Origin of the sequence: Moryella indoligenes (assembly GCF_030812885.1) — a bacterium.
GTDB classification, from domain to species: Bacteria; Bacillota; Clostridia; order Lachnospirales; family Lachnospiraceae; genus Moryella; species Moryella indoligenes.
This window is the reverse complement of the sequence record NZ_JAUSTO010000004.1, coordinates 115,670-134,341: the sequence shown is the minus strand read 5'-3', so window position 1 is coordinate 134,341 and position 18,672 is coordinate 115,670. Positions and strand designations below refer to the sequence as shown.

15 protein-coding genes are annotated in these 18,672 nt (G+C 53.9%); 14 read left to right on the top strand and 1 reads right to left on the bottom strand.

The genetic code is table 11. The annotated features are described in order from the left end of the window. Positions 1–53 precede the first annotated feature (53 nt). Positions 54–1,034, bottom strand: a complete 981-nt coding sequence (locus J2S20_RS04460) for a LysR family transcriptional regulator (protein WP_307253636.1) — start codon at positions 1,032–1,034, stop codon at positions 54–56. A 100-nt stretch (positions 1,035–1,134) separates the two neighbouring features. On the opposite strand from J2S20_RS04460, the gene J2S20_RS04455 reads away from it, so the two are divergent. The 14 genes from J2S20_RS04455 to J2S20_RS04390 all read left to right on the top strand — a co-directional run bounded on the left by J2S20_RS04455 (position 1,135) and on the right by J2S20_RS04390 (position 18,651). Then, positions 1,135–2,178 carry a beta/alpha barrel domain-containing protein gene (locus J2S20_RS04455; RefSeq protein WP_330692754.1) on the top strand — a complete coding sequence of 348 codons (1,044 nt, stop codon included), beginning with the start codon at positions 1,135–1,137 and terminating at the stop codon, positions 2,176–2,178. A gap of 45 nt (positions 2,179–2,223) precedes the next feature. Next, positions 2,224–3,195 carry a 2-hydroxyacid dehydrogenase gene (locus J2S20_RS04450; RefSeq protein ID WP_307253632.1) on the top strand — a complete coding sequence of 324 codons (972 nt, stop codon included), beginning with the start codon at positions 2,224–2,226 and terminating at the stop codon, positions 3,193–3,195. 173 nt (positions 3,196–3,368) lie between these two features. After that, positions 3,369–4,412, top strand: coding sequence for a tripartite tricarboxylate transporter substrate binding protein (locus tag J2S20_RS04445; protein WP_307253629.1), 1,044 nt, complete (start codon positions 3,369–3,371; stop codon positions 4,410–4,412). 73 nt (positions 4,413–4,485) lie between these two features. Further along, entirely contained in the window at positions 4,486–4,956 is a 471-nt protein-coding gene (locus J2S20_RS04440; RefSeq protein ID WP_307253625.1) for a tripartite tricarboxylate transporter TctB family protein, read from the top strand. A 19-nt stretch (positions 4,957–4,975) separates the two neighbouring features. Beyond that, complete coding sequence (locus J2S20_RS04435; RefSeq protein WP_307253622.1) at positions 4,976–6,502, top strand: tripartite tricarboxylate transporter permease; 1,527 nt, start codon at positions 4,976–4,978, stop codon at positions 6,500–6,502. A gap of 76 nt (positions 6,503–6,578) precedes the next feature. Beyond that, the gene (locus tag J2S20_RS04430) at positions 6,579–7,727 is read left to right on the top strand and encodes an amidohydrolase family protein (protein ID WP_307253620.1); all 1,149 of its coding nucleotides are present in this window, start codon (positions 6,579–6,581) and stop codon (positions 7,725–7,727) included. Positions 7,728–7,872: 145 nt separating this feature from the next. Next, a complete protein-coding gene (locus J2S20_RS04425) occupies positions 7,873–9,216 on the top strand; it encodes a glucose-6-phosphate isomerase (protein WP_307253617.1) in 1,344 nt (447 codons plus the stop codon). 12 nt (positions 9,217–9,228) lie between these two features. After that, the gene (gene rpiB / locus J2S20_RS04420; RefSeq protein WP_106611174.1) at positions 9,229–9,690 is read left to right on the top strand and encodes a ribose 5-phosphate isomerase B; all 462 of its coding nucleotides are present in this window, start codon (positions 9,229–9,231) and stop codon (positions 9,688–9,690) included. A gap of 80 nt (positions 9,691–9,770) precedes the next feature. Then, positions 9,771–11,018: an exonuclease SbcCD subunit D gene (locus J2S20_RS04415; RefSeq protein WP_307253613.1), complete on the top strand. Its 1,248-nt coding sequence runs from the start codon at positions 9,771–9,773 to the stop codon at positions 11,016–11,018. Continuing rightward, the gene (locus tag J2S20_RS04410; protein ID WP_307253611.1) at positions 11,015–13,894 is read left to right on the top strand and encodes an AAA family ATPase; all 2,880 of its coding nucleotides are present in this window, start codon (positions 11,015–11,017) and stop codon (positions 13,892–13,894) included. The genes J2S20_RS04415 and J2S20_RS04410 overlap by 4 nt, the downstream gene beginning before the upstream one ends. 52 nt (positions 13,895–13,946) lie before the next feature. Continuing rightward, positions 13,947–14,747, top strand: coding sequence for an MBL fold metallo-hydrolase (locus tag J2S20_RS04405; RefSeq protein ID WP_307253608.1), 801 nt, complete (start codon positions 13,947–13,949; stop codon positions 14,745–14,747). Then, positions 14,744–16,090, top strand: a complete 1,347-nt coding sequence (locus J2S20_RS04400; RefSeq protein WP_307253605.1) for a dihydroorotase — start codon at positions 14,744–14,746, stop codon at positions 16,088–16,090. Before J2S20_RS04405 ends, J2S20_RS04400 begins: the two co-directional genes overlap by 4 nt. Before the next feature lie 112 nt (positions 16,091–16,202). Beyond that, the gene (locus J2S20_RS04395; protein ID WP_106611179.1) at positions 16,203–17,840 is read left to right on the top strand and encodes an ABC-F family ATP-binding cassette domain-containing protein; all 1,638 of its coding nucleotides are present in this window, start codon (positions 16,203–16,205) and stop codon (positions 17,838–17,840) included. 52 nt (positions 17,841–17,892) lie between these two features. Continuing rightward, positions 17,893–18,651, top strand: a complete 759-nt coding sequence (locus tag J2S20_RS04390) for an exodeoxyribonuclease III (protein ID WP_334307391.1) — start codon at positions 17,893–17,895, stop codon at positions 18,649–18,651. Positions 18,652–18,672 lie beyond the last annotated feature (21 nt).

Below are 18,672 nucleotides of genomic sequence, written 5' to 3'. Positions count from 1 at the left end.
GGAAACGGTGCCGCCGGCTGAGAGATCAGCCGGCGGTATTTTGGCATATTAATTTATACTTGTTTCTTCAGCTGGAAGCGCTTTTCAACCGTGCGGGTATAGCTGCGAAAGACCATGCAGCTGTCCTGAATGAAGTCTCTGGCATAGGCGGGAAGCATATGGTCGCTGCGATATACGAGAGAGCATATGTTTGCAGGAATGGTTTCGGAGAGCGGAAATACCCGGAAGTCATGGCCCGCGGCATCCTCATCCCGGTGATGCTGATATAGCATGACGGGGGAGATGAGTCCGGCTCCGTCCCCGGCGCGGGCGAGCTGGTAGATCAGCTCCTGCTGATTGCATTCAAAAATATATCGAAGCTTCAGATCGCCGGGAAGCGCACTGTCCACAGTAGTTCGCAGGCGATTGCTCTGCCGCAGGGCAATGAAGGGAAGACGGGATATCTTTCGCAGATCGACCCCATTTTTTGAAAAATCTTCCAGGAGTTCCATCCAGCTGAGGGGATAGCAAGTCTTCAGCAGTGTTTCTGTGAAACCACACTGCATACGCTCTGTGGAGAGCGCAATCGCCTTCTGATTGACATTCCGTGGGATATCCACCCCGATGTACAGATCAAGCTCTCCGAGAGCCAGCTGCTCGATCATGCTTGCACTGTTACCGTCGATCAGCTCAATAGAAATGTTCTCATGATGCGGGTGGTAAAAGCGCCATATCAGCGGGAAAAAGACCTCAGCACGCAGGCGGGAGATGCCGACGCGGAGTGTAGCGCGGGCGTTTTCGCTGATATCAGAGAAAGCGGCGCGCATATTACCCTCCGTGTTCAGAAACTGTCTTCCGTAGAATACAAGCTGATCTCCCGCGACGGTGAGACGGAACACAGGTTTTCGTTCAAAAAGTGCCACGCCGTATTCGTCCTCGAGCCGCCGGATATGACTGCTCAATGCCTGCTGGCTGATGTGAAGACGTTCAGCAGCCCTGGTTACCTTCAGCTCTTCCGCGACGACCAGAAAATATTCTATGCTTTTCAGATTCATTCTGCGCTCCAATCCACAATATTTATATTGTCAGAAATAGAAAAATATACTGTTAGATTTTGTTATAAGGCGATGATAGCATAAGGCGTATAAAAAAGAAATGCAGAGTGGGAAAGGCCTTTGGAAGGAGGAGCAGGCAATGGGGATACGCCTGATGGACTGTACGCTTCGGGACGGAGCAAATGTAGTCGGAAAGGGTTTTGACGCAGAGATTACAGATATGGTACTGGATGGCCTGACAGCAGCAGGAGTTCCGATCATTGAGTTTGGAAATGCCGGAGGAATCGGTGCTTACGAGGTGGCGGGTTTTACTGCAGCGGAGACGGATGTGAGATATCTTGAGCTTGCCCGGAAGTACCTGGACCGAGGATCCATGCTCGGGATGTTCCTCAATGCAAAGCGCTATCGCGAGAAGAATGTTGCTCTTGCAAAAGAGAGCGGACTCGCATTTCTTCGCGTAGGAGCAGATGCGGGAGATGCAGGCATTGCAATCCAGACTGTGAAGGATATCAAGGCGGCGGGTCTTAAGTGTTTCTATTCGTTGATGAAGGCTTATATCTTAAGCCCTGATGAGCTTGCTGAAGAGGCAAGACGGCTTGAGGAGGCGGGGCTCGATGAGATCACAATTATGGATTCTGCCGGAACTATGATGCCGGAACAGACGGCGGAATACACGCGAAAGCTGAAACAAGCCGTGAAGATACCGGTGGCCTTTCACGGGCACAATAACCTTGGTCTTTCTGCGGCAAATGCACTGGCGGCATACCAGAACGGAGCGGATATTCTGGATTGTGGTCTGATGGGGATGGCGCGAAGCGCCGGAAATCTGGCAACGGAGCTCTGTATAGCCATGATGCAGCGCTGCGGGGAGATGCAGGAGCTGGACCTTTTTGGACTTCTGGACTTCGTTGACAGCAGATTACAGCCTGCGATGGCAAAGCACAGCTATCACAACCCTGTCACGCCGCTTGATCTGACTCTGGGCTTTTCCGGTTGCCACTCGAGCTTTGTGAAGAAGTTCAGAGAAATTGCGTCAGAAGAAAATGTGAATCTGTTCCGTCTGATTGCAGAGGTCTCGAAGCGGGACCAGAAGAGCCCCTCGGAGAAGCTGATGCGGGAGGTCGCGGAGGAGATGAGAGGGTAATACCAAAAAAGTTGCATTTTACAGGATGAAAAGAGGAAATTGCCAATGCACAGAATCATTCTTGCGGGTACATATCCCGCATACACCTTTGAAAAACTTCGGGCAGCCCTCCCTGAGCAGGAGTTTCAGCTGATTGCCGTGGATACAGCTGAGAAATACGCGGAGATGACGGACGCAGAGATTATGATACTGCGCATTTTTAAGGCGCCGCGTGAGATCATAGAAAGAAATCCGAGGCTCAAGATGATCATGCGCTGGGGCGCAGGATTCGATTCTGTGGATATTGAGGCCGCGGGGGAGAGAGGCATCCTTGTCACGAACACGCCGGGAGCCAATGCCAATGCAGTCTCAGAGCTCGCAGTGCTTCTGATGCTTGCAGTAGGACGAAAGCTTTTCTGCCATGCAAAGAGTCTGCGTGAGGGCGTGTGGAGTAAAAATACTTATCTGAACAGCTCGTTCAGTCTGTTTGGAAAGACTGTGGGCATCATCGGCGGGGGAAATATCGGACGGCAGGTAGCGGAGAAGGTTCACGCTTTTGGTGCAGAGACTGTTTATTACGATCCATTTCGTCTCTCAGAGGAGATGGAACAGCGCTTTCGGATGAAATATGTTCCGTTGGAGGAATTGCTCTGCGCGTCCGATATTATTACCCTCCATGTGCCCCTGCTTGAGACGACGCAGCACATGATAGGAGAGAAGCAGCTTGCAATGATGAAGCAGGGGACAATTGTGATTAATACTGCGCGGGGCGGACTGATTGATGACAGTGCACTGTATCGGGCGGTAGAGAGCGGAAAGCTTGCGGGGGCAGGTCTGGACGGTGTGGAGCGCGAGCCACTTATGCCGGAGGATGAACTCCTGCAGAATCCGAATATCATTGTTACACCGCATGTGGGCGGTGGAACGGCGGATATCGGAGATGTGATTGTCCCTATGCTGGTGCAGGATATTAAAGATTTTTGTGAGGGCCGCGATGTGATCCATATTGTAAATCGGAAGCAGCTTGCGTCAAAATAAAAAACTGCACAAAAATCCTCACAAAAAAATGTGCAATGATACAAAGATAATGAAAATACTTGAAACAAATTACAATAAGGCTTAATATGTAAATAGTGGTAAGTGTCAAAAGATAAATAAGAAACAAATTACAAAAGGGAGTAAATATTTAAGTGTATGGAAAGGAGTTTTTTATGAAAAAGCTTATTTCAGTGGTTCTTGCGACTGTTATGACGGCATCTCTTGCGGCCTGTGGAGGCAGCGGATCAACGGCGACCACAGCAGCATCCGAGAATACCTCTGCGGATACAAGCGCAGCAGCTGCTGGCAGTGCAGAGACCGACTGGCCGACCGGGACAGTCAATGTCACGGTGCCGTACAATGCAGGCGGAGATACCGATACCTATTGCCGCGCACTGTTTGATCGCGTCGGCAAGAAGCTGGGGCAGACCTTTGTTGTCACCAATTTGACCGGAGGCTCCGGCATGGTTGCGGCCATGGATGTTATGGGGAAGAAGCCGGATGGAAATACCATTTTGTTCTGCCACACCGGTGCAGCACTTGTACAGGAGGCTACCGGAACTGCAGAATTTTCTTATACGGATGATTTCACGAATGTAGCCACAGTTGCGCTGGATCAGACCTATGCACTCTGTGCGGTTTCTCCTACCGGTAAGTACAAGCAGTACAGCCGCGGCTGGACGGATCTGAACGGCATGATCGAGGATGCGAAGGCAAATCCGGGTGTGATCCGTTACTCCACAGTATTTGGTTCCACCACAGAGTATGTAGGAAAGCAGTTGGAGAAGCAGGCAGGAATTCAGTTTGATAATATCGACGTGGGAACCTCTACCGGAGATCGCCTCGCGGCGCTGCTTGGCGGACAGGTTGAGCTCTGTGCGAATAATTACATGAATGTGGCTGACTATATTCAGGCCGGAGATCTGATCTGCCTTGGCATTATGGCGGAGGAGAAAGTGGGCGGAATCGATTTCCCGACCTTCAAGGAGCAGGGATTTGATGTCGTCAACGCGAAGAAGTACGAGGTGAAGTTCCCGAAGGGCGTGGATCAGGCAATTGTCGATAAGCTGGCGGCAGCCTGTAAAGAAGTTACAGAGGATCCGGAGTTTGCAGAGGTGTTGAAAACCTACTATGCTGAGCCGCTGTTCCGTGATGCGGCAACGATGAATACAGAGGATCCGGCTGAAGTCGAGGAGCTGAAAAAGGGACTCGAGTAATTAAATGAGGAGTTGCCGCCCAGACTTTGGGTCGGGGCGGCATTTCTGTACTTTGGGTTAAGGAGAAGAGAGTATGACTAACAGGCGGCGTAATCTTACGACCTCAATAATATTTTTGCTCTTTGGCGCGTTCATGCTGGTTCAGGCACTGGGCGTCAAGCATAAGATTGAGAGTGATGTGGGATCCGGCTATGTTCCGGCATTTATTGCAATATGCCTCATCATCGTATCTGTAGCGAAGTTGATCCTTACTGTAACGGGGAAAAGTCCGGCAGATGAGGTAAAAGAAAAGAAGGATTCTGATTGGCTCGGTGGTGTCGTAACCATAGCTATGATGGCGCTCTATATGTTCTGTTTCGAGCCGATAGGTTTTGTGCTTTCCAGTGCGGTTTACCTGTTTGCACAGATCACCTGGTTCAGTAACAGCGAGAACAGAAAACCTATTTTGTTTGCAATTATTTCGATTATGCTGCCGATCGCAATAGATGCGCTGTTTGTTTATGCGATCAAGATGCCGCTGCCCAAGGGCGTCTTCGGATTCTGAAAGAGGAGGTACATCAATTATGTTTGCTCAAGCAATGATTAATACGTTTAACCCGATGTGCCTGTTCCTCATCTGGTTTGGTACGATGATAGGCATTATCTTTGGCTCCATACCAGGCCTCTCGGCCACTATGGCAGTGGTTCTGTTCCTGCCTCTGACTTTTGGCATGGAAGCCACACAGGGACTTGCGCTGCTGGTGGGGCTTTATATGGGAGGTATTTCCGGAGGATTGATTTCTGCGATCCTGCTTAAGATCCCGGGGACGCCCTCCTCCATTTCGACAGTTTTTGATGGCGGACCTATGGCGGAAAAAGGTGAGGCCGGAAGAGCGCTTGGCGTTGGCATACTTTATTCTTTTCTTGGTTCAGTGATCGGAATTCTGGCTCTGATGTTTATCTCCCCGCTGCTGGCGCGCGTCTGTCTTCTCTTCAGCGCTGCCGATTACTTTGCGGTTGCAGTATTTGCACTTTCTATTATTGCTTCTCTCTCCGGCAAGGATATGCTGAATGGAATGATTGCAGGATTGATTGGCATTGCGCTGTCCATGATTGGAATGGCCCCGATTGATGCGGCGGTGCGATTCACCTTTGGAAATTATCAGTTGATGTCCGGTTTTGATATCACAGTTCTGTTAATCGGCGTCTTCGCAGTGACAGATATCATCCTCTCTGGCTTTGAGAGACAGCATCTTGCCGATAAGCGACAGACAAAGAAGTATCAGCTGAGAGGATACGGACTTTCTGTCAAGGAGTTCTTTCAGCAGATTCCGAACACGATTATTTCCGCTTTAATCGGAATAGGCATTGGTATTCTGCCGGGTATCGGAGGATCCACTGCAGGTCTGATCTCATATACAGCGGTTAAAAACCGTTCTAAGTATCCGGAGAAGTTTGGAACTGGAATCATTGATGGAATTATTGCCTCAGAGTGCTCCAACAATGCAGTCATCGGAGGTTCCATGATTCCGCTGTTATGCATGGGGATCCCGGGCAATACTGTGTCTGCCATTTTTCTTGGTGGTCTTCAGGTACATGCGATCAGTCCTGGGCCGCTTATCTTCAATAAATCCGGCCAGTACGTGTATGGTATCTATCTCGCGTTGCTGATTGCGTCCGTATTCATGCTGATTTTTGAGCGGCTCGGTCTTCCTGTTTTTGTAAAGCTGCTCGATATCCCAAAGCACATTTTACTGCCCTGTATTTTTGTCATGTGCTGTGTTGGCGGATATTCTGCGAATAGTCGTGTGTTTGATGTACAGTGCATTCTTTTCTTTGGTCTGCTGGGGCTTCTGTTTAAACTGCTGAAGATACCGAGCACGCCGCTGATTATCGGCTTTATCGTGGGGAGCATGTTCGAAGAGAATCTGCGCCAGGCGCTTCAGGCAGGGCATGGAAGCTGGTCTGTGTTCCTTGGGCGTCCGATCGCCATGGCATTTTTAATCATTACTGTTATATCTTGCACTATGACAGTGCGAAAGAATATACAGGATAAGAAAAAAGCAGAAGCTGCAGGCCAGATCTTTGATACGGAAGAAGAGGAAGGCTGATTTTATCGGATCTTTCATTGGCGACCGGCCCTTTCTGGGGCTGGTCGCTGGTATATACGGAAAGAAGAGTAGAAATATGCTGATTATCAGGAATGGACGTGTAATAGATCCTCTGAATCATGTGGATGCTGTTTGTGATCTTGCAATAGAGGGAAAACAGATCGTAAGCGTTGAGAAAGCAATGCAGCCGGGGGAAAAGGATCGTGTGATTGATGCAGAGGGCTGCTATGTTTTGCCGGGTCTGATCGATCATCATGCGCACCTCGCGCCGCTCGCACGAATCGGTATTCCGTCAGAGGCGGTCTGTTTTGCTTCAGGTGTCACCACGGCGGTTGATGCAGGCAGCACGGGCTGTGCAAATTTTATTGCGCACCACGGAGCGGTTGAGCAGATGCGCCTTTCCGTGAGAGCCTATTTGAATGTGACAACCACCGGACTGGATACTCTTCCCGGCTGTCTGGAGGATGTGGATCCTGCCCACTGGGACAGAGAGGGAATACGGGAGTGCTTCCGCAGCTTTGGAGACATTCTGGCAGGATTGAAGCTCCGTACCAGTGCGCCCATCGTGGGAAAGCTGGGCTATGAGCCGCTGGAAGCCACAGTGGAGTTGGCAGAAGAGCTTGGAGTTCCTGTCATGGTGCACTGCACGAATCCTCCGGGACCGCTGAGTGAGCTTCTGAATATCCTTAGACCCGGAGATACAATCACCCATATGTACATGAACATTGGATCATCTCTTATAGATGAGAAGGAGAAGATTTTGGAGGCTGCATACCTTGCGCGAGCAAGGGGAGTATATTTTGAGGCGGCAGATGCGCGCGCGCACTTTGGACTTCCGGTCGCGCGGGCGGCGATTGCGCAGGGCTTCTATCCGGATTTTATCGCCACAGATCTGACAAGGCTCAGTATGTATCTGCGGCCAACCGCTTTTAATCTTGCCATGCAGATATCAAAATATGCGGCGCTGGGAATACCCTTTGATAAAGTGGTGGAATGCGTTACCGTGAATCCGGCAAGAGAGCTGGGCCTTTTAGACAGGGCTGGTTCCTTGACTGTTGGACATCCTGCGGATATTACGGTGTTTAGACCTGTAGATTGCGACACAGTTCACGGAGACAGGCCCTATGGAGATAAGGATCAGCAGGTATTCACAGGACATAAGCTGTATCGGCCTATGCTCACGGTAAAGAATGGAGAAATGGTGTATCGGGATATGGGGTTTTGATTTGTATAGAATTTTTTGAATCATTGCTTCGGTAACAGTTCATATTGCTTTAGCCATAGCGGAAATAATATGCTACAATAAGCCCGACGGAAGATGTCCGTCGGGCTTATTGGGCAGAATTGTCCGGAAAAAGGAGCGTGTATCGATGAGCGGTATTACATTTGATTATTCCAAGGCACTTGGGTTTATGAACGAGGGTGAGATTGAGCTGATGAAGGCAGCAGCTGAGACAGCATACGATCAGCTGGTGAATCACGTCGGCGCGGGAAATGATTTTCACGGCTGGCTGGATCTCCCGGTGAATTACGATAAAGATGAGTTCCAGCGCATCAAGGCAGCAGCGGAGCGAATTCAGAAAAATTCGGAGGTGCTGGTAGTTGCGGGCATCGGCGGCTCCTATCTGGGTGCGCGCGCCGCGATCGATTTCCTCCGCCACGGCTTTTATAACAATATTGCCGGAGGGCTCAGAAAGACACCGGAGATCTACTTTGTCGGCAACAATATGAGCGGTCAGTATATGAATGCGCTGATTGATGTGATCGGAGACAGAGATTTTTCTGTAAACGTGATCTCCAAGTCCGGAACCACGACAGAGACTGCAATCAGCTTCCGCGTCTTTAAGAAGCTTTTGGAGCAGAAGTATGGCAAAGCAGAGGCCGCAAAGAGGATATTTGCGACGACAGACAAGGCGAGAGGTGCGCTGAAGAAGCTTGCGGATCAGGAGGGCTACGAGTGCTTTGTGATTCCGGACGATATTGGCGGCCGCTTCTCTGTGCTTACGGCGGTGGGCCTTCTTCCGATTGCGGTCAGCGGCGCAGATATTGATGCGCTGATGGCAGGCGCAGCGGAGCAGAGAGAGAAGGCGCTGAATCTGGAGTATGAGCAGAATGCCTCCATGCTCTATGCGGCGGTCAGAAATATACTTCATCGCAGGGGAAAGTCTGTTGAGATTCTTGCGAACTATGAGCCGAGTCTCGCGATGATCTCCGAGTGGTGGAAGCAGCTCTATGGCGAGAGTGAGGGCAAGGACGGAAAGGGACTGCTCCCGCACTCCGTAAATCTCACCACAGACCTGCACTCCATGGGACAGTTCATACAGGATGGCTCCCGCATCATGCTGGAAACGGTGCTGAATGTGGAGAAGCCGAAGAACCAGCTTGTGATCGAGGCAGAGGCAGAGGATCTGGACGGCCTCAACTACCTCGCGGGCAGAGATATGAGCTTTGTGTGCAGAAGCGCCATGGAGGGAACCATACTCGCGCATGTCTCCGGAGGCGTTCCGGTGCTGAAGCTGAATATCCCCGCGCAGGATGAGCGCTCTCTCGGCGCGCTGTTCTATTTCTTTGAATTCGCAGTCGGCATCAGCGGCTATATGCTGGGCGTGAATCCCTTTAATCAGCCGGGTGTTGAGAGCTATAAGTCCAATATGTTTGCACTGCTTGGAAAGCCGGGCTACGAAGAGGCAAGAAAGCAGCTGCTTGGCGAGTGATCGGAGGCGCAGATGAAGATAGCAATCGGAAATGATCATGCAGCGGTGGAGCTGAAGCAGGAGATCAAAAAGCATCTGGAGGAGCGGGGCGTTGAAGTAGTTAATGTCGGCACGGACACAGCAGAGCGCTATAATTACCCGGTTGCCGGCTACAAGGTAGCGAAGCTCGTCGCAGCCGGAGAGGTGGATGGCGGCGTGCTGATCTGCGGAACCGGCATCGGGATCTCCCTTGCGGCGAATAAGGTGAAGGGCATCCGCGCCGCGGTGTGCAGCGAGCCCTACAGCGCAAAGATGGCGAAGGAGCACAACAACGCGAATATTATTGCTTTCGGCGCGCGTGTCGTAGGGATAGATCTCGCGAAGATGATTGTGGATACCTGGCTCGATGCGGAATTTCTCGGCGGTCGTCACGCGGAGAGAGTCGCGCTGATCACGGAGATTGAGGAGACCGGTGCGCTGAAGGAAGCAGAGTGAATCTTCGCGGCAATTCAGAGACAGAGTGCAGAGAGACGTTCTTTCAGGGCGTCTCTTTGCTGTATTGACAGGAGGCAAGCTTGAAGCTTTTTCATCTATCGGATCTGCATATCGGAAAGCGTGTCAATGAGTATCCCATGCTGGAGGATCAGCGCCATATTCTGAAGGAGATACTGCGCTTTGCGGAGGCAGAGCGGCCGGATGCCGTGCTGCTCTCAGGAGATCTCTATGATAAGCCTGTGCCATCCGCGGAAGCCGTGCGCTGCATGGACTGGTTTCTGTCTGAGCTGCAGGCACTTGGCGGTACCGTGCTCGCGATCAGCGGAAACCATGATTCCGCGGAGCGCATTGCCTTTGGTGCCAGACTGATGGCGGAGAGCCGGGTCTTTGTGTCGCCTGTCTACAGTGGCAGGCTGCGTCGGGTGACTCTTACGGATGCCTTCGGAGAGGTGGATTTTTATCTGCTGCCCTTTTTGAAGCCGGCAGCAGTTCGTCCCTTTTTCCCGGAGGAGAAAATAGAGAGCTACACGGAGGCGCTGCGGCTGGTGGTAGAGCGCGCATTGAGGGAAGAGAGCTCCGGGCAGCAGAGACGCCGCGTGCTGCTGGCACACCAGTTTGTGACCGGCGCAGCGCGCTCGGAGTCGGAGGAGATATCGGTCGGCGGCATGGACAATGTAGACGCAGCGGTATTTTCTGCCTTTGATTATGTGGCGCTGGGGCATATTCACAGCCCGCAGAATATCGGCTCGCCGCGGATACGCTACTGCGGGACGCCGCTGAAATATTCTTTTTCCGAGGCGGGACAGGAGAAGAGTATCACAGTGGTGGAGCTCGGTGCCCTGCCCGGAGAAGAGACTGTAGTACGGAGTGCGGCAGGAAAGACAGCGGGCGTTGTAGGCCCCGGTGAAGCCTCAGATCCACGGGGAAACAGGCGCGCGGAGCTTAAGATACGCACACTTCCGCTGGGACCGCTTCACGATATGCGGGAGCTTCGCGGAAGCTATATGGAGCTCACGGCGCGGGATTACTACAGCGGGATAAACCGGGAGGACTATATCCACGTGACTCTGACAGATGAAGAGGATATTCCGAATGCGGTGGATAAACTCAGGACGATCTATCACAATCTTATGAAGCTGGATTATGATAACTGCCGCACCCGCAGCAATCAGGAGATCAGTGCCGATGCGGAGGCAGAGCGGAAGTCGCCGCTCACGCTCTTTGCGGAGTTTTATGAGAAGCAGAACAATGCGAAACTGGATGCAGAAGAGCGCCGATTAATGGAGTCACTGATCGCATCGGTCTGGGAAGAGGAGGCAGAGCTGTGAAACCATTGAAGCTTAGGCTTTCTGCCTTCGGGCCCTATGCCGGAGTGACAGAAATTGATTTTACAGAGCTGGGAGATCATGGGCTCTATCTCATTACGGGAGATACCGGGGCAGGAAAGACAACAATTTTTGATGCGATTGTCTTTGCGCTCTATGGGGAGGCAAGCGGTGGTTTCCGGGCGTCGGATATGCTGCGCTCGAAATATGCGTCGCCGGAGACTGCGACCGAGGCAGAGCTTCTCTTTTCCTGCCGTGGAGCGGAGTACAGGGTGGTCAGGAATCCGGAGTATCTGCGTCCGGCAAAGCGCGGAGGGGGGGAGACGCTGCAGCGGGCAGATGCGTCGCTCTTTCTTCCGGATTGCTCTGTGGTGACAAAGACAAAGGATGTGACTGCCGGAATTCGGGAAATACTTGGGATAGACAGGGAGCAGTTTCTTCAGATTGCGATGATCGCGCAGGGGGATTTTCTGAAGCTTCTGCTCGCGACGACAGAGGAGAGAAAACGTATCTTTCAGCGTATCTTCCGGACAGAGCGCTTTGAACTGCTGCAGCGGAGGCTCAAGGAAAGCACTGCTGCGAGTTATGGGAGCTGCCGTGAGCTGGAGCAGAGCGAGCTGCACGACATCGGACTGCTGAAGGGCGATACGGAGGAGCGCTTTCGGGCGGCGCGGGAGCGGAAGATGCCGGTTCCGGAGATTATAGCTCTGGCAGAGCAGCAGATCGAGGCGGATCGGAGTGCCGTTGTTTTGCTGCGGCAGGAGTACAGTCAGGCAGAGGAAGCTGTGTCTCTGTTGCAGCGGAAGCTCGGCCGCGCAGAGGAGCTGAAGCTTAAGCAGGAGGCGCTGTGGGAGACCGAGTCAGCGCTGCAGGCGATTCAGACAGAAGTTCTCAAAGCGCAGGAGAAGCTGAGAGCAGCGGAGAGAGGGGCAAAGGAAGCGGAGCCCCTAAAGACGGAGCTCGGTGCGCTGGTGGCGCTGCGTCCGCGCTATGCTGAGCTTAAGGAAAAGCAGAAGCGTATATCAGAGAGGCGCGCAGAGCAGGAGCAGCTTTTGAAGGAACAGGAGCGGAGAAAAGCTGAGCTTGGAGAACTGCAGCACAGGCTCACTGCGCTGAGGGAGGAGGCAGAGCAGCTTCGTGACGCGGGCGTGCGGCTTGAGATTTTGAAGCACCGCACAGAGGAACTGGTAAAGAGGCGGCAGGAGCTGCGGACGCTGAAGGAGGGAATCGAGGCCTATGTGGAGCTCTTTCTCAGCTTTCGCAGTGCCGAGACGGAGCGACTCTCAGCGGAATCCGCGGCACAGGCAGAAAAGGAACAGTACGAGAGAATGAAGCTCGCCTTTCTGAGCGAGCAGGCGGGGATACTTGCGCAGGGGTTGAAAGAAAATATGCCCTGTCCGGTCTGCGGGGCGCTGCATCATCCACGGCCGGCAGAACTCTCGGCGGAGGCGCCCGCAGAGGCAGAGCTGCGGAGGCAGGAGCAGATATGGAAGGCAGCGGCGGATCGTGCAGAGCAGAGAGCGCGTGCCGCGAGTGCGCTGGGCGGGCGTCTTGGTGCCGAGCAGAAAGCGCTTCTCGAGAGCGCAGCGCGCTATTTTGAGGGGATCCCGTTCCGGGATCTGAAAAAGCACACGGAGCAGGAGCAGGCGGAGACGGAGCTTCAGTGCCGGGAAGCCATGCAGGAGCAGCATCTGGAGGAGCTGAGGGAAAAGCGGCGCCAGGAGCTTACGGCGCTGCTTCCGAAGGCGGAGGAGGAGAAGAACCGCCTTGACGCCGTATGTGCGGCACTTGCGGAAAAGGAGAAGGGTGGCGCGGAGGCGCTTGCGGAAGCAGAGCGCACGGCAGCCCTGTTTCTGAAAAATCTCCCCTACGCGACAGCGGCGGAGGCGGATCACCGGGAGCGGGAGCTGAGGCAGTGCATTGCGAAGACAGAGCGGGAGTACACAGAAGCGCAGCATCATTATCAGGAAAAGAAGACTGTGCAGGATCAGCGGGAGGGCTCGGTAGCAGAGCTGCGTGCGGCGGCATGCAGAGCGGAGCAGGAGCTGGAAGCAGAAAGTACAGAGGAGGAGGCGGCACAGACTTTGCCGGAGGCAGCGGCAGACGCAGAAGCATTGGAATCGGGGGAAAAGCCCGACGACAAAAATCCACCTGCAGGCCGGGCAGATCAAAGGATCACAGCATTGCAGCGGGTGCTTACAGAGCAGCGCGGACACATCGCCGCGCTGCGTGAGCAGGAGACTGCATACAGCATACGTCTCAGCAGCAACACGGAGGCGCTCGCCGGAATCCGTAGGGCAGAGAGCGCACTTGCAGAGGCGGAGCGGGAATATCGGAGATGGAAGCTGCTCTCGGACACAGCCAATGGCATGCTGAGCGGCAAGGAGAAGATCATGCTGGAGACCTACGTTCAGATGAGCTATTTTGACCGCATGATACGCAGGGCAAATGTGCGCTTCATGCGGATGTCCGGAGGGCAGTACGAGCTCAGGCGGAGTGCAGCGGCGGAGAATAACCGCTCCCAGAGCGGGCTGGAGCTCGAGGTGATCGACCATTACAACGGAAGCACGCGCAGCGTGAAGACGCTCTCCGGCGGGGAATCCTTTCAGGCCTCGCTGGCGCTGGCGCTCGGGCTCTCGGATGAGGTGCAGTCGGAGGCGGGTGGCATTCAGCTGGATTCCATGTTTATAGACGAGGGCTTCGGCTCGCTGGATGAGGATGCACTGGAGCTTTCCATACGTGCGCTCGCAGATCTCGCGGAGGGACAGCGGCTCGTCGGCATCATCTCCCACGTCAGTGAGCTGAAGGACAGGATCGAGAAGAAGCTCATCGTCACAAAAAATCGCAGCGGCGGGAGCACTGTGCGCATTGAGGCATAGCGCTTCCTATGCTATCATAATAAAGATAAATTATATTTTTCTGAGGAGAGAGATGAAAATCAGATTTGTCGCACACAGCGGCTTTTACCTGGAGCTTCCGGAGCTGAATCTCCTGTTTGATTACTACCGGGGACCGCTTCCGGAGCCGGAACCCGAAAAGCCGCTGCTTGTGTTTGTGAGCCATGCACACGCGGATCACTTTTCTCCGCGGATTTTTGCGCTCAGTCAGCGGGTGCAGCGGATTCGCTATGTGATCTCGGACGATGTGCCGCAGCGTGATGTTCCGGAGGAGCTGCGAAGCAGAGTTTCTTTTATGGGACCGCGGGAGCAGCTTTGTTTCAGACTGCCGCGCCATGAGGAGGCAGGGGAGATTATGCAGCTTCCGGTGACGCGGGAAATGCCGGTTCCAGGCGGGAAAAGCAATGAGATCTGTATTCGCAGCTTCCGGTCCACAGATGAGGGTGTCGCGTATATGGTCGATGCAGGAGGAAGGCGCATCTACCATGCCGGAGATCTGAACGACTGGCACTGGGATGAGGAGGACACTCCGTGGAATGAGGCGCAGCGCCGGGGCTATGAGACAGAGCTCTGCGCGATGGCGGAGCTCATCGGACGGGACGGACACATTCCGGATGCGGCCTTTGTCCCGCTGGATGCGCGGCTTGGAGACGGGCGCTTTTTCTGGATGGGACTGGATGAATATATGAAACAGGTGGGGGCACAGCATATTTTCCCGATGCATCTGTTTGGGGATCCCGCCGTGATTCAGAAAATGCGGGAACTTCCCTGCGCGGTGGATTATGCGGAACGCATCCTCGGCACGGGGACGGAAGGAGAGGAATTTATCATATGATGATGCTGAGAGAGGTGAGGCTTCTGGATCCTGCCTCACGCACAGATACAGTCTGCGATATTCTGATCGCGGAGGGGAAAATCATAAAGATCGGAGAGGCACTGGAGCTGGATGCCCGCATGATCGCGGAGGCCAAGGGAGAGCTCTTGCAGGTCATTGACTGCCGCGGACTCTGTGCCGCGCCGGGACTTGTGGACAGCCATGTGCACTTCCGGGATCCCGGGCAGACCTGGAAGGAGGATATTGAGACCGGCGCACGGGCGGCTGCCGCCGGAGGATATACCTCTGTCATATGCATGGCCAACACGAAGCCTGCAATTGACAGTGAGGAGACGATAGTCTCTGTCATCCGGAAGGGTAGAAAGACAGCGATCCATGTCTACGCCTGCTCCACCGTAACAAAGGGGATGGAAGGCGCGGAGCTCGTCAATATGAAGCTCATGAAGGAGTGCGGAGCAGTCGGCTTCACGGACGATGGACGTCCCATCATGGATGAAGCTCTGGTGAAGGAGGCGATGCTCACCGCGCGGCGCTTAAAGCTTCCGCTCTCCTTTCATGAAGAGGATCCGACATTTGTCACTGATCCGGGAGTGAACCGCGGCCCTGCTGCGGAGCGGCTGGGGCTCACGGGGGCAGATCGTCAGGCTGAGATCAGCATGGTGAGCCGCGACTGCCGTCTGGCGCGTGAGACAGGAGCCACAGTTGTGATTCAGCATATCAGCGCCGCGGAGAGCGTGGAGCTGGTGCGAAAGGCAAAGCGGGGAGGCGCCCGGGTCTTTGCAGAGGCGACACCGCATCATTTCACACTTACAGAGGACGCGGTGAGTCTCTATGGAAGCAATGCGAAGATGAACCCTCCGCTCCGCACAGAGGCGGATCGTCTGGCGATCATCGAGGGGCTGAAGGACGGAACCATAGAGGTGATTGCGACAGACCATGCACCGCACGCAAAGGACGAGAAGGACAGACCCTTTGCGGAGACGCCGAGCGGCATCATCGGGCTGGAGACAGCGTTTTCACTGGGGCTCATGAACCTTGTGGAGCCGGGGCATCTGACCCTGCTTCAGCTGATTGCCAGAATGAGCACGGAGCCTGCAAAGCTCTATGCGCTGGATGGCGGGGGGCTGAAGGAAGACGGCCCTGCGGATCTCATGCTCTTTGATCCGGAGCGAAGCTGGGCGTATCTGGCGCCTCAGAGCAAGTCCACAAATTCACCGTGGCTCGGCAAGTCCCTGAAGGGAAAGATTGTGCTGACCCTCTGCGGCGGCAGCGTTGCATATGAAGATACACAGGCCTTTCGGGCGAGAAAGCTCCCCGCCGGGGCGAAGATGAAGCATATCTGAGGCGGAAGAGCAGCTTCAGCATACAGACGGGATTTCCCGGCAGAATAAGCGGCCTCAGAGGACGCAGCACACAGGCGGAGTCTCCGCCGAAAAAAAGAAAGGATATTCAGCTATGATCAGCGCAAACGGCATAACGTTCCGGGTCGGAAAGAAGGCTCTTTTTGAGGACGTCAACATTCAGTTTACAGAGGGCAACTGCTACGGACTTATCGGAGCGAACGGAACCGGAAAATCCACCTTTTTGAAGATTCTTTCCGGGCAGCTGGAATCGACGAACGGCAGCATCGTCATAACGCCCGGACAGCGCCTCTCCTTTCTGGAGCAGGATCACTTCAAGTACGATGCTTTTACCGTCATCGACACGGTCATCATGGGCAATCAGCGCCTCTACGATATCATGAAGGAGAAGGAGGCCCTCTACGCGAAGGAGGACTTCACGGACGAGGATGGCATCAAGGCGGCGGAGCTCGAGACGGAGTTCGGCAACATGAACGGCTGGGACGCGGAGAGTGATGCCGCAAATCTCTTAAATGGTCTCGGCGTCGAGGCGGATCACCACTACTCCCTCATGCAGGATCTGAACGGTGCGCTGAAGGTCAAGGTGCTGCTTGCACGCGCGCTCTTCGGAAATCCGGATATTCTGCTTCTGGATGAGCCGACGAACCACTTGGATCTGGATGCCATCGGATGGCTTGAAGAATTTCTCATCAATTTTGAGAACACTGTGATCGTGGTCTCCCACGACCGCTACTTCCTGAACAAGGTATGTACCATGATTGCCGATATCGATTATGGCAAGATACAGCTGTACACCGGAAACTACGACTTCTGGTATGAGTCCAGCCAGCTCATTGTGAGACAGATGAAGGAGGCAAACCGGAAGAAGGAGGAGAAGATCAAGGAGCTGAAGGAATTTATCCAGCGCTTCGCGGCAAATGCCTCCAAGTCAAAGCAGGCGACCAGCCGTAAGCGTGCGCTGGAGAAGATAGAGCTCGACGAGATGCGTCCCTCCAGCAGAAAGTATCCCTTCATTGACTTCCGCCCGGCGCGGGAGATCGGGAACGAGGTTCTCACGGTGGAGAATCTCACCAAGACCGTTGAGGGGGTGAAGGTTCTGGATCACATTAGCTTCACGCTGAACCGCACGGACAAGGTGGCACTGGTCGGACCGAATGAGCGCGCAAAAAATGTGCTGTTCAGGATCCTTGCGGGAGAGCTGGAGCCGGATGAGGGAAGCTACAAGTGGGGCATTACCACTACCCAGTCCTATTTTCCGAAGGATAATACAAAGATCTTTGCGGGAGATGAGACCATCGTCGAGTGGCTGACCCAGTTCTCTGAGATCAAAGACGCAACCTATGTGCGCGGCTTTCTGGGCCGCATGCTTTTCGCGGGTGATGATGGCGTGAAGAAGGTGAATGTCCTGTCGGGAGGAGAGAAGGTGCGCGTGATGCTCTCAAAGCTTATGATCAGCGCGGCCAATGTCCTTATGCTGGATGAGCCGACGGACCACCTGGACATGGAGTCCATCACAGCGCTGAACACCGGTCTTATGAAGTTCCCGGGCGTACTCATCTTCTCCTCGCGTGACCACCAGATTGTTGAGACGACGGCCAACCGCATCATGGAAATCGTGAACGGAAAGCTCATCGATAAGATTACAACCTACGACGCCTATCTGGAGAGCGATGAGATGGCCCGTAAGCGCTTCACCTACACAGTGAGCGATTCTGACGAGTCGGACGACTGAGCCATGGTCGAGGGATTGCGACGCATCCGGCCGCCCCGAAAGGAAGGATATGATAAAAAAATTTGTTTCATGGAATGTGAACGGACTGCGTGCATGCGCAGGCAAGAATTTTCTCGATGTGTTTCATGAGCTGGATGCAGACATCTTCTGCATTCAGGAGTCAAAGCTCCAGGAGGGGCAGATCGAGCTGGATTTCCCGGGTTACTATGACTACTGGAACTACGCGGAGAAAAAGGGCTACTCCGGAGTCGCCATGTGGACGAAGGAAAAGCCTCTCTCCGTGAGCTACGGGATCGGGGTGGAGGAGCACGATCACGAAGGGCGTGTGATCACGGCAGAATTTGAAGACTACTATGTTCTGACCTGCTATACGCCGAACTCCCAGAATGAGCTGAAGCGTCTTGACTACAGAATGCGCTGGGAGGAGGATTTTCTGCGTTATATCCATAAGCTCGCGGAGCGGAAGCCCCTCATCTACTGCGGAGATCTGAATGTCGCGCATCAGGAGATCGATTTGAAAAATCCTGCCACCAATCATAAAAATGCGGGATTTACAGACGAGGAGAGAGAGAAAATGAGCAAAGTGCTCTCCTCTGGTTTTACAGACAGCTTCCGCTATCTCTATCCGGACAGGACAGAGGCCTACTCCTGGTGGTCCTATCGGATGAAGGCGAGGGAGCGGAACGTAGGCTGGCGCATCGACTACTTCATCGTGTCGGATGTGCTGCGGGACAGAATACGGGATTCCGTGATTCATGCGGAGATTCCGGGAAGTGACCACTGCCCGGTGGAGCTTCAGATTGAGCTCTGAGCAGAGCGCGGAGCCGGACAA

Coding starts and splice junctions, on each gene's coding strand:
- J2S20_RS04460 (WP_307253636.1), bottom strand. CDS start 1,034: ATGAATCTGAAAAGCATAGAATATTTTCTGGTCGTCGCGGAAGAGCTG.
- J2S20_RS04455 (WP_330692754.1), top strand. CDS start 1,135: ATGCAGAGTGGGAAAGGCCTTTGGAAGGAGGAGCAGGCAATGGGGATA.
- J2S20_RS04450 (WP_307253632.1), top strand. CDS start 2,224: ATGCACAGAATCATTCTTGCGGGTACATATCCCGCATACACCTTTGAA.
- J2S20_RS04445 (WP_307253629.1), top strand. CDS start 3,369: ATGAAAAAGCTTATTTCAGTGGTTCTTGCGACTGTTATGACGGCATCT.
- J2S20_RS04440 (WP_307253625.1), top strand. CDS start 4,486: ATGACTAACAGGCGGCGTAATCTTACGACCTCAATAATATTTTTGCTC.
- J2S20_RS04435 (WP_307253622.1), top strand. CDS start 4,976: ATGTTTGCTCAAGCAATGATTAATACGTTTAACCCGATGTGCCTGTTC.
- J2S20_RS04430 (WP_307253620.1), top strand. CDS start 6,579: ATGCTGATTATCAGGAATGGACGTGTAATAGATCCTCTGAATCATGTG.
- J2S20_RS04425 (WP_307253617.1), top strand. CDS start 7,873: ATGAGCGGTATTACATTTGATTATTCCAAGGCACTTGGGTTTATGAAC.
- rpiB (WP_106611174.1), top strand. CDS start 9,229: ATGAAGATAGCAATCGGAAATGATCATGCAGCGGTGGAGCTGAAGCAG.
- J2S20_RS04405 (WP_307253608.1), top strand. CDS start 13,947: ATGAAAATCAGATTTGTCGCACACAGCGGCTTTTACCTGGAGCTTCCG.
- J2S20_RS04400 (WP_307253605.1), top strand. CDS start 14,744: ATGATGATGCTGAGAGAGGTGAGGCTTCTGGATCCTGCCTCACGCACA.
- J2S20_RS04395 (WP_106611179.1), top strand. CDS start 16,203: ATGATCAGCGCAAACGGCATAACGTTCCGGGTCGGAAAGAAGGCTCTT.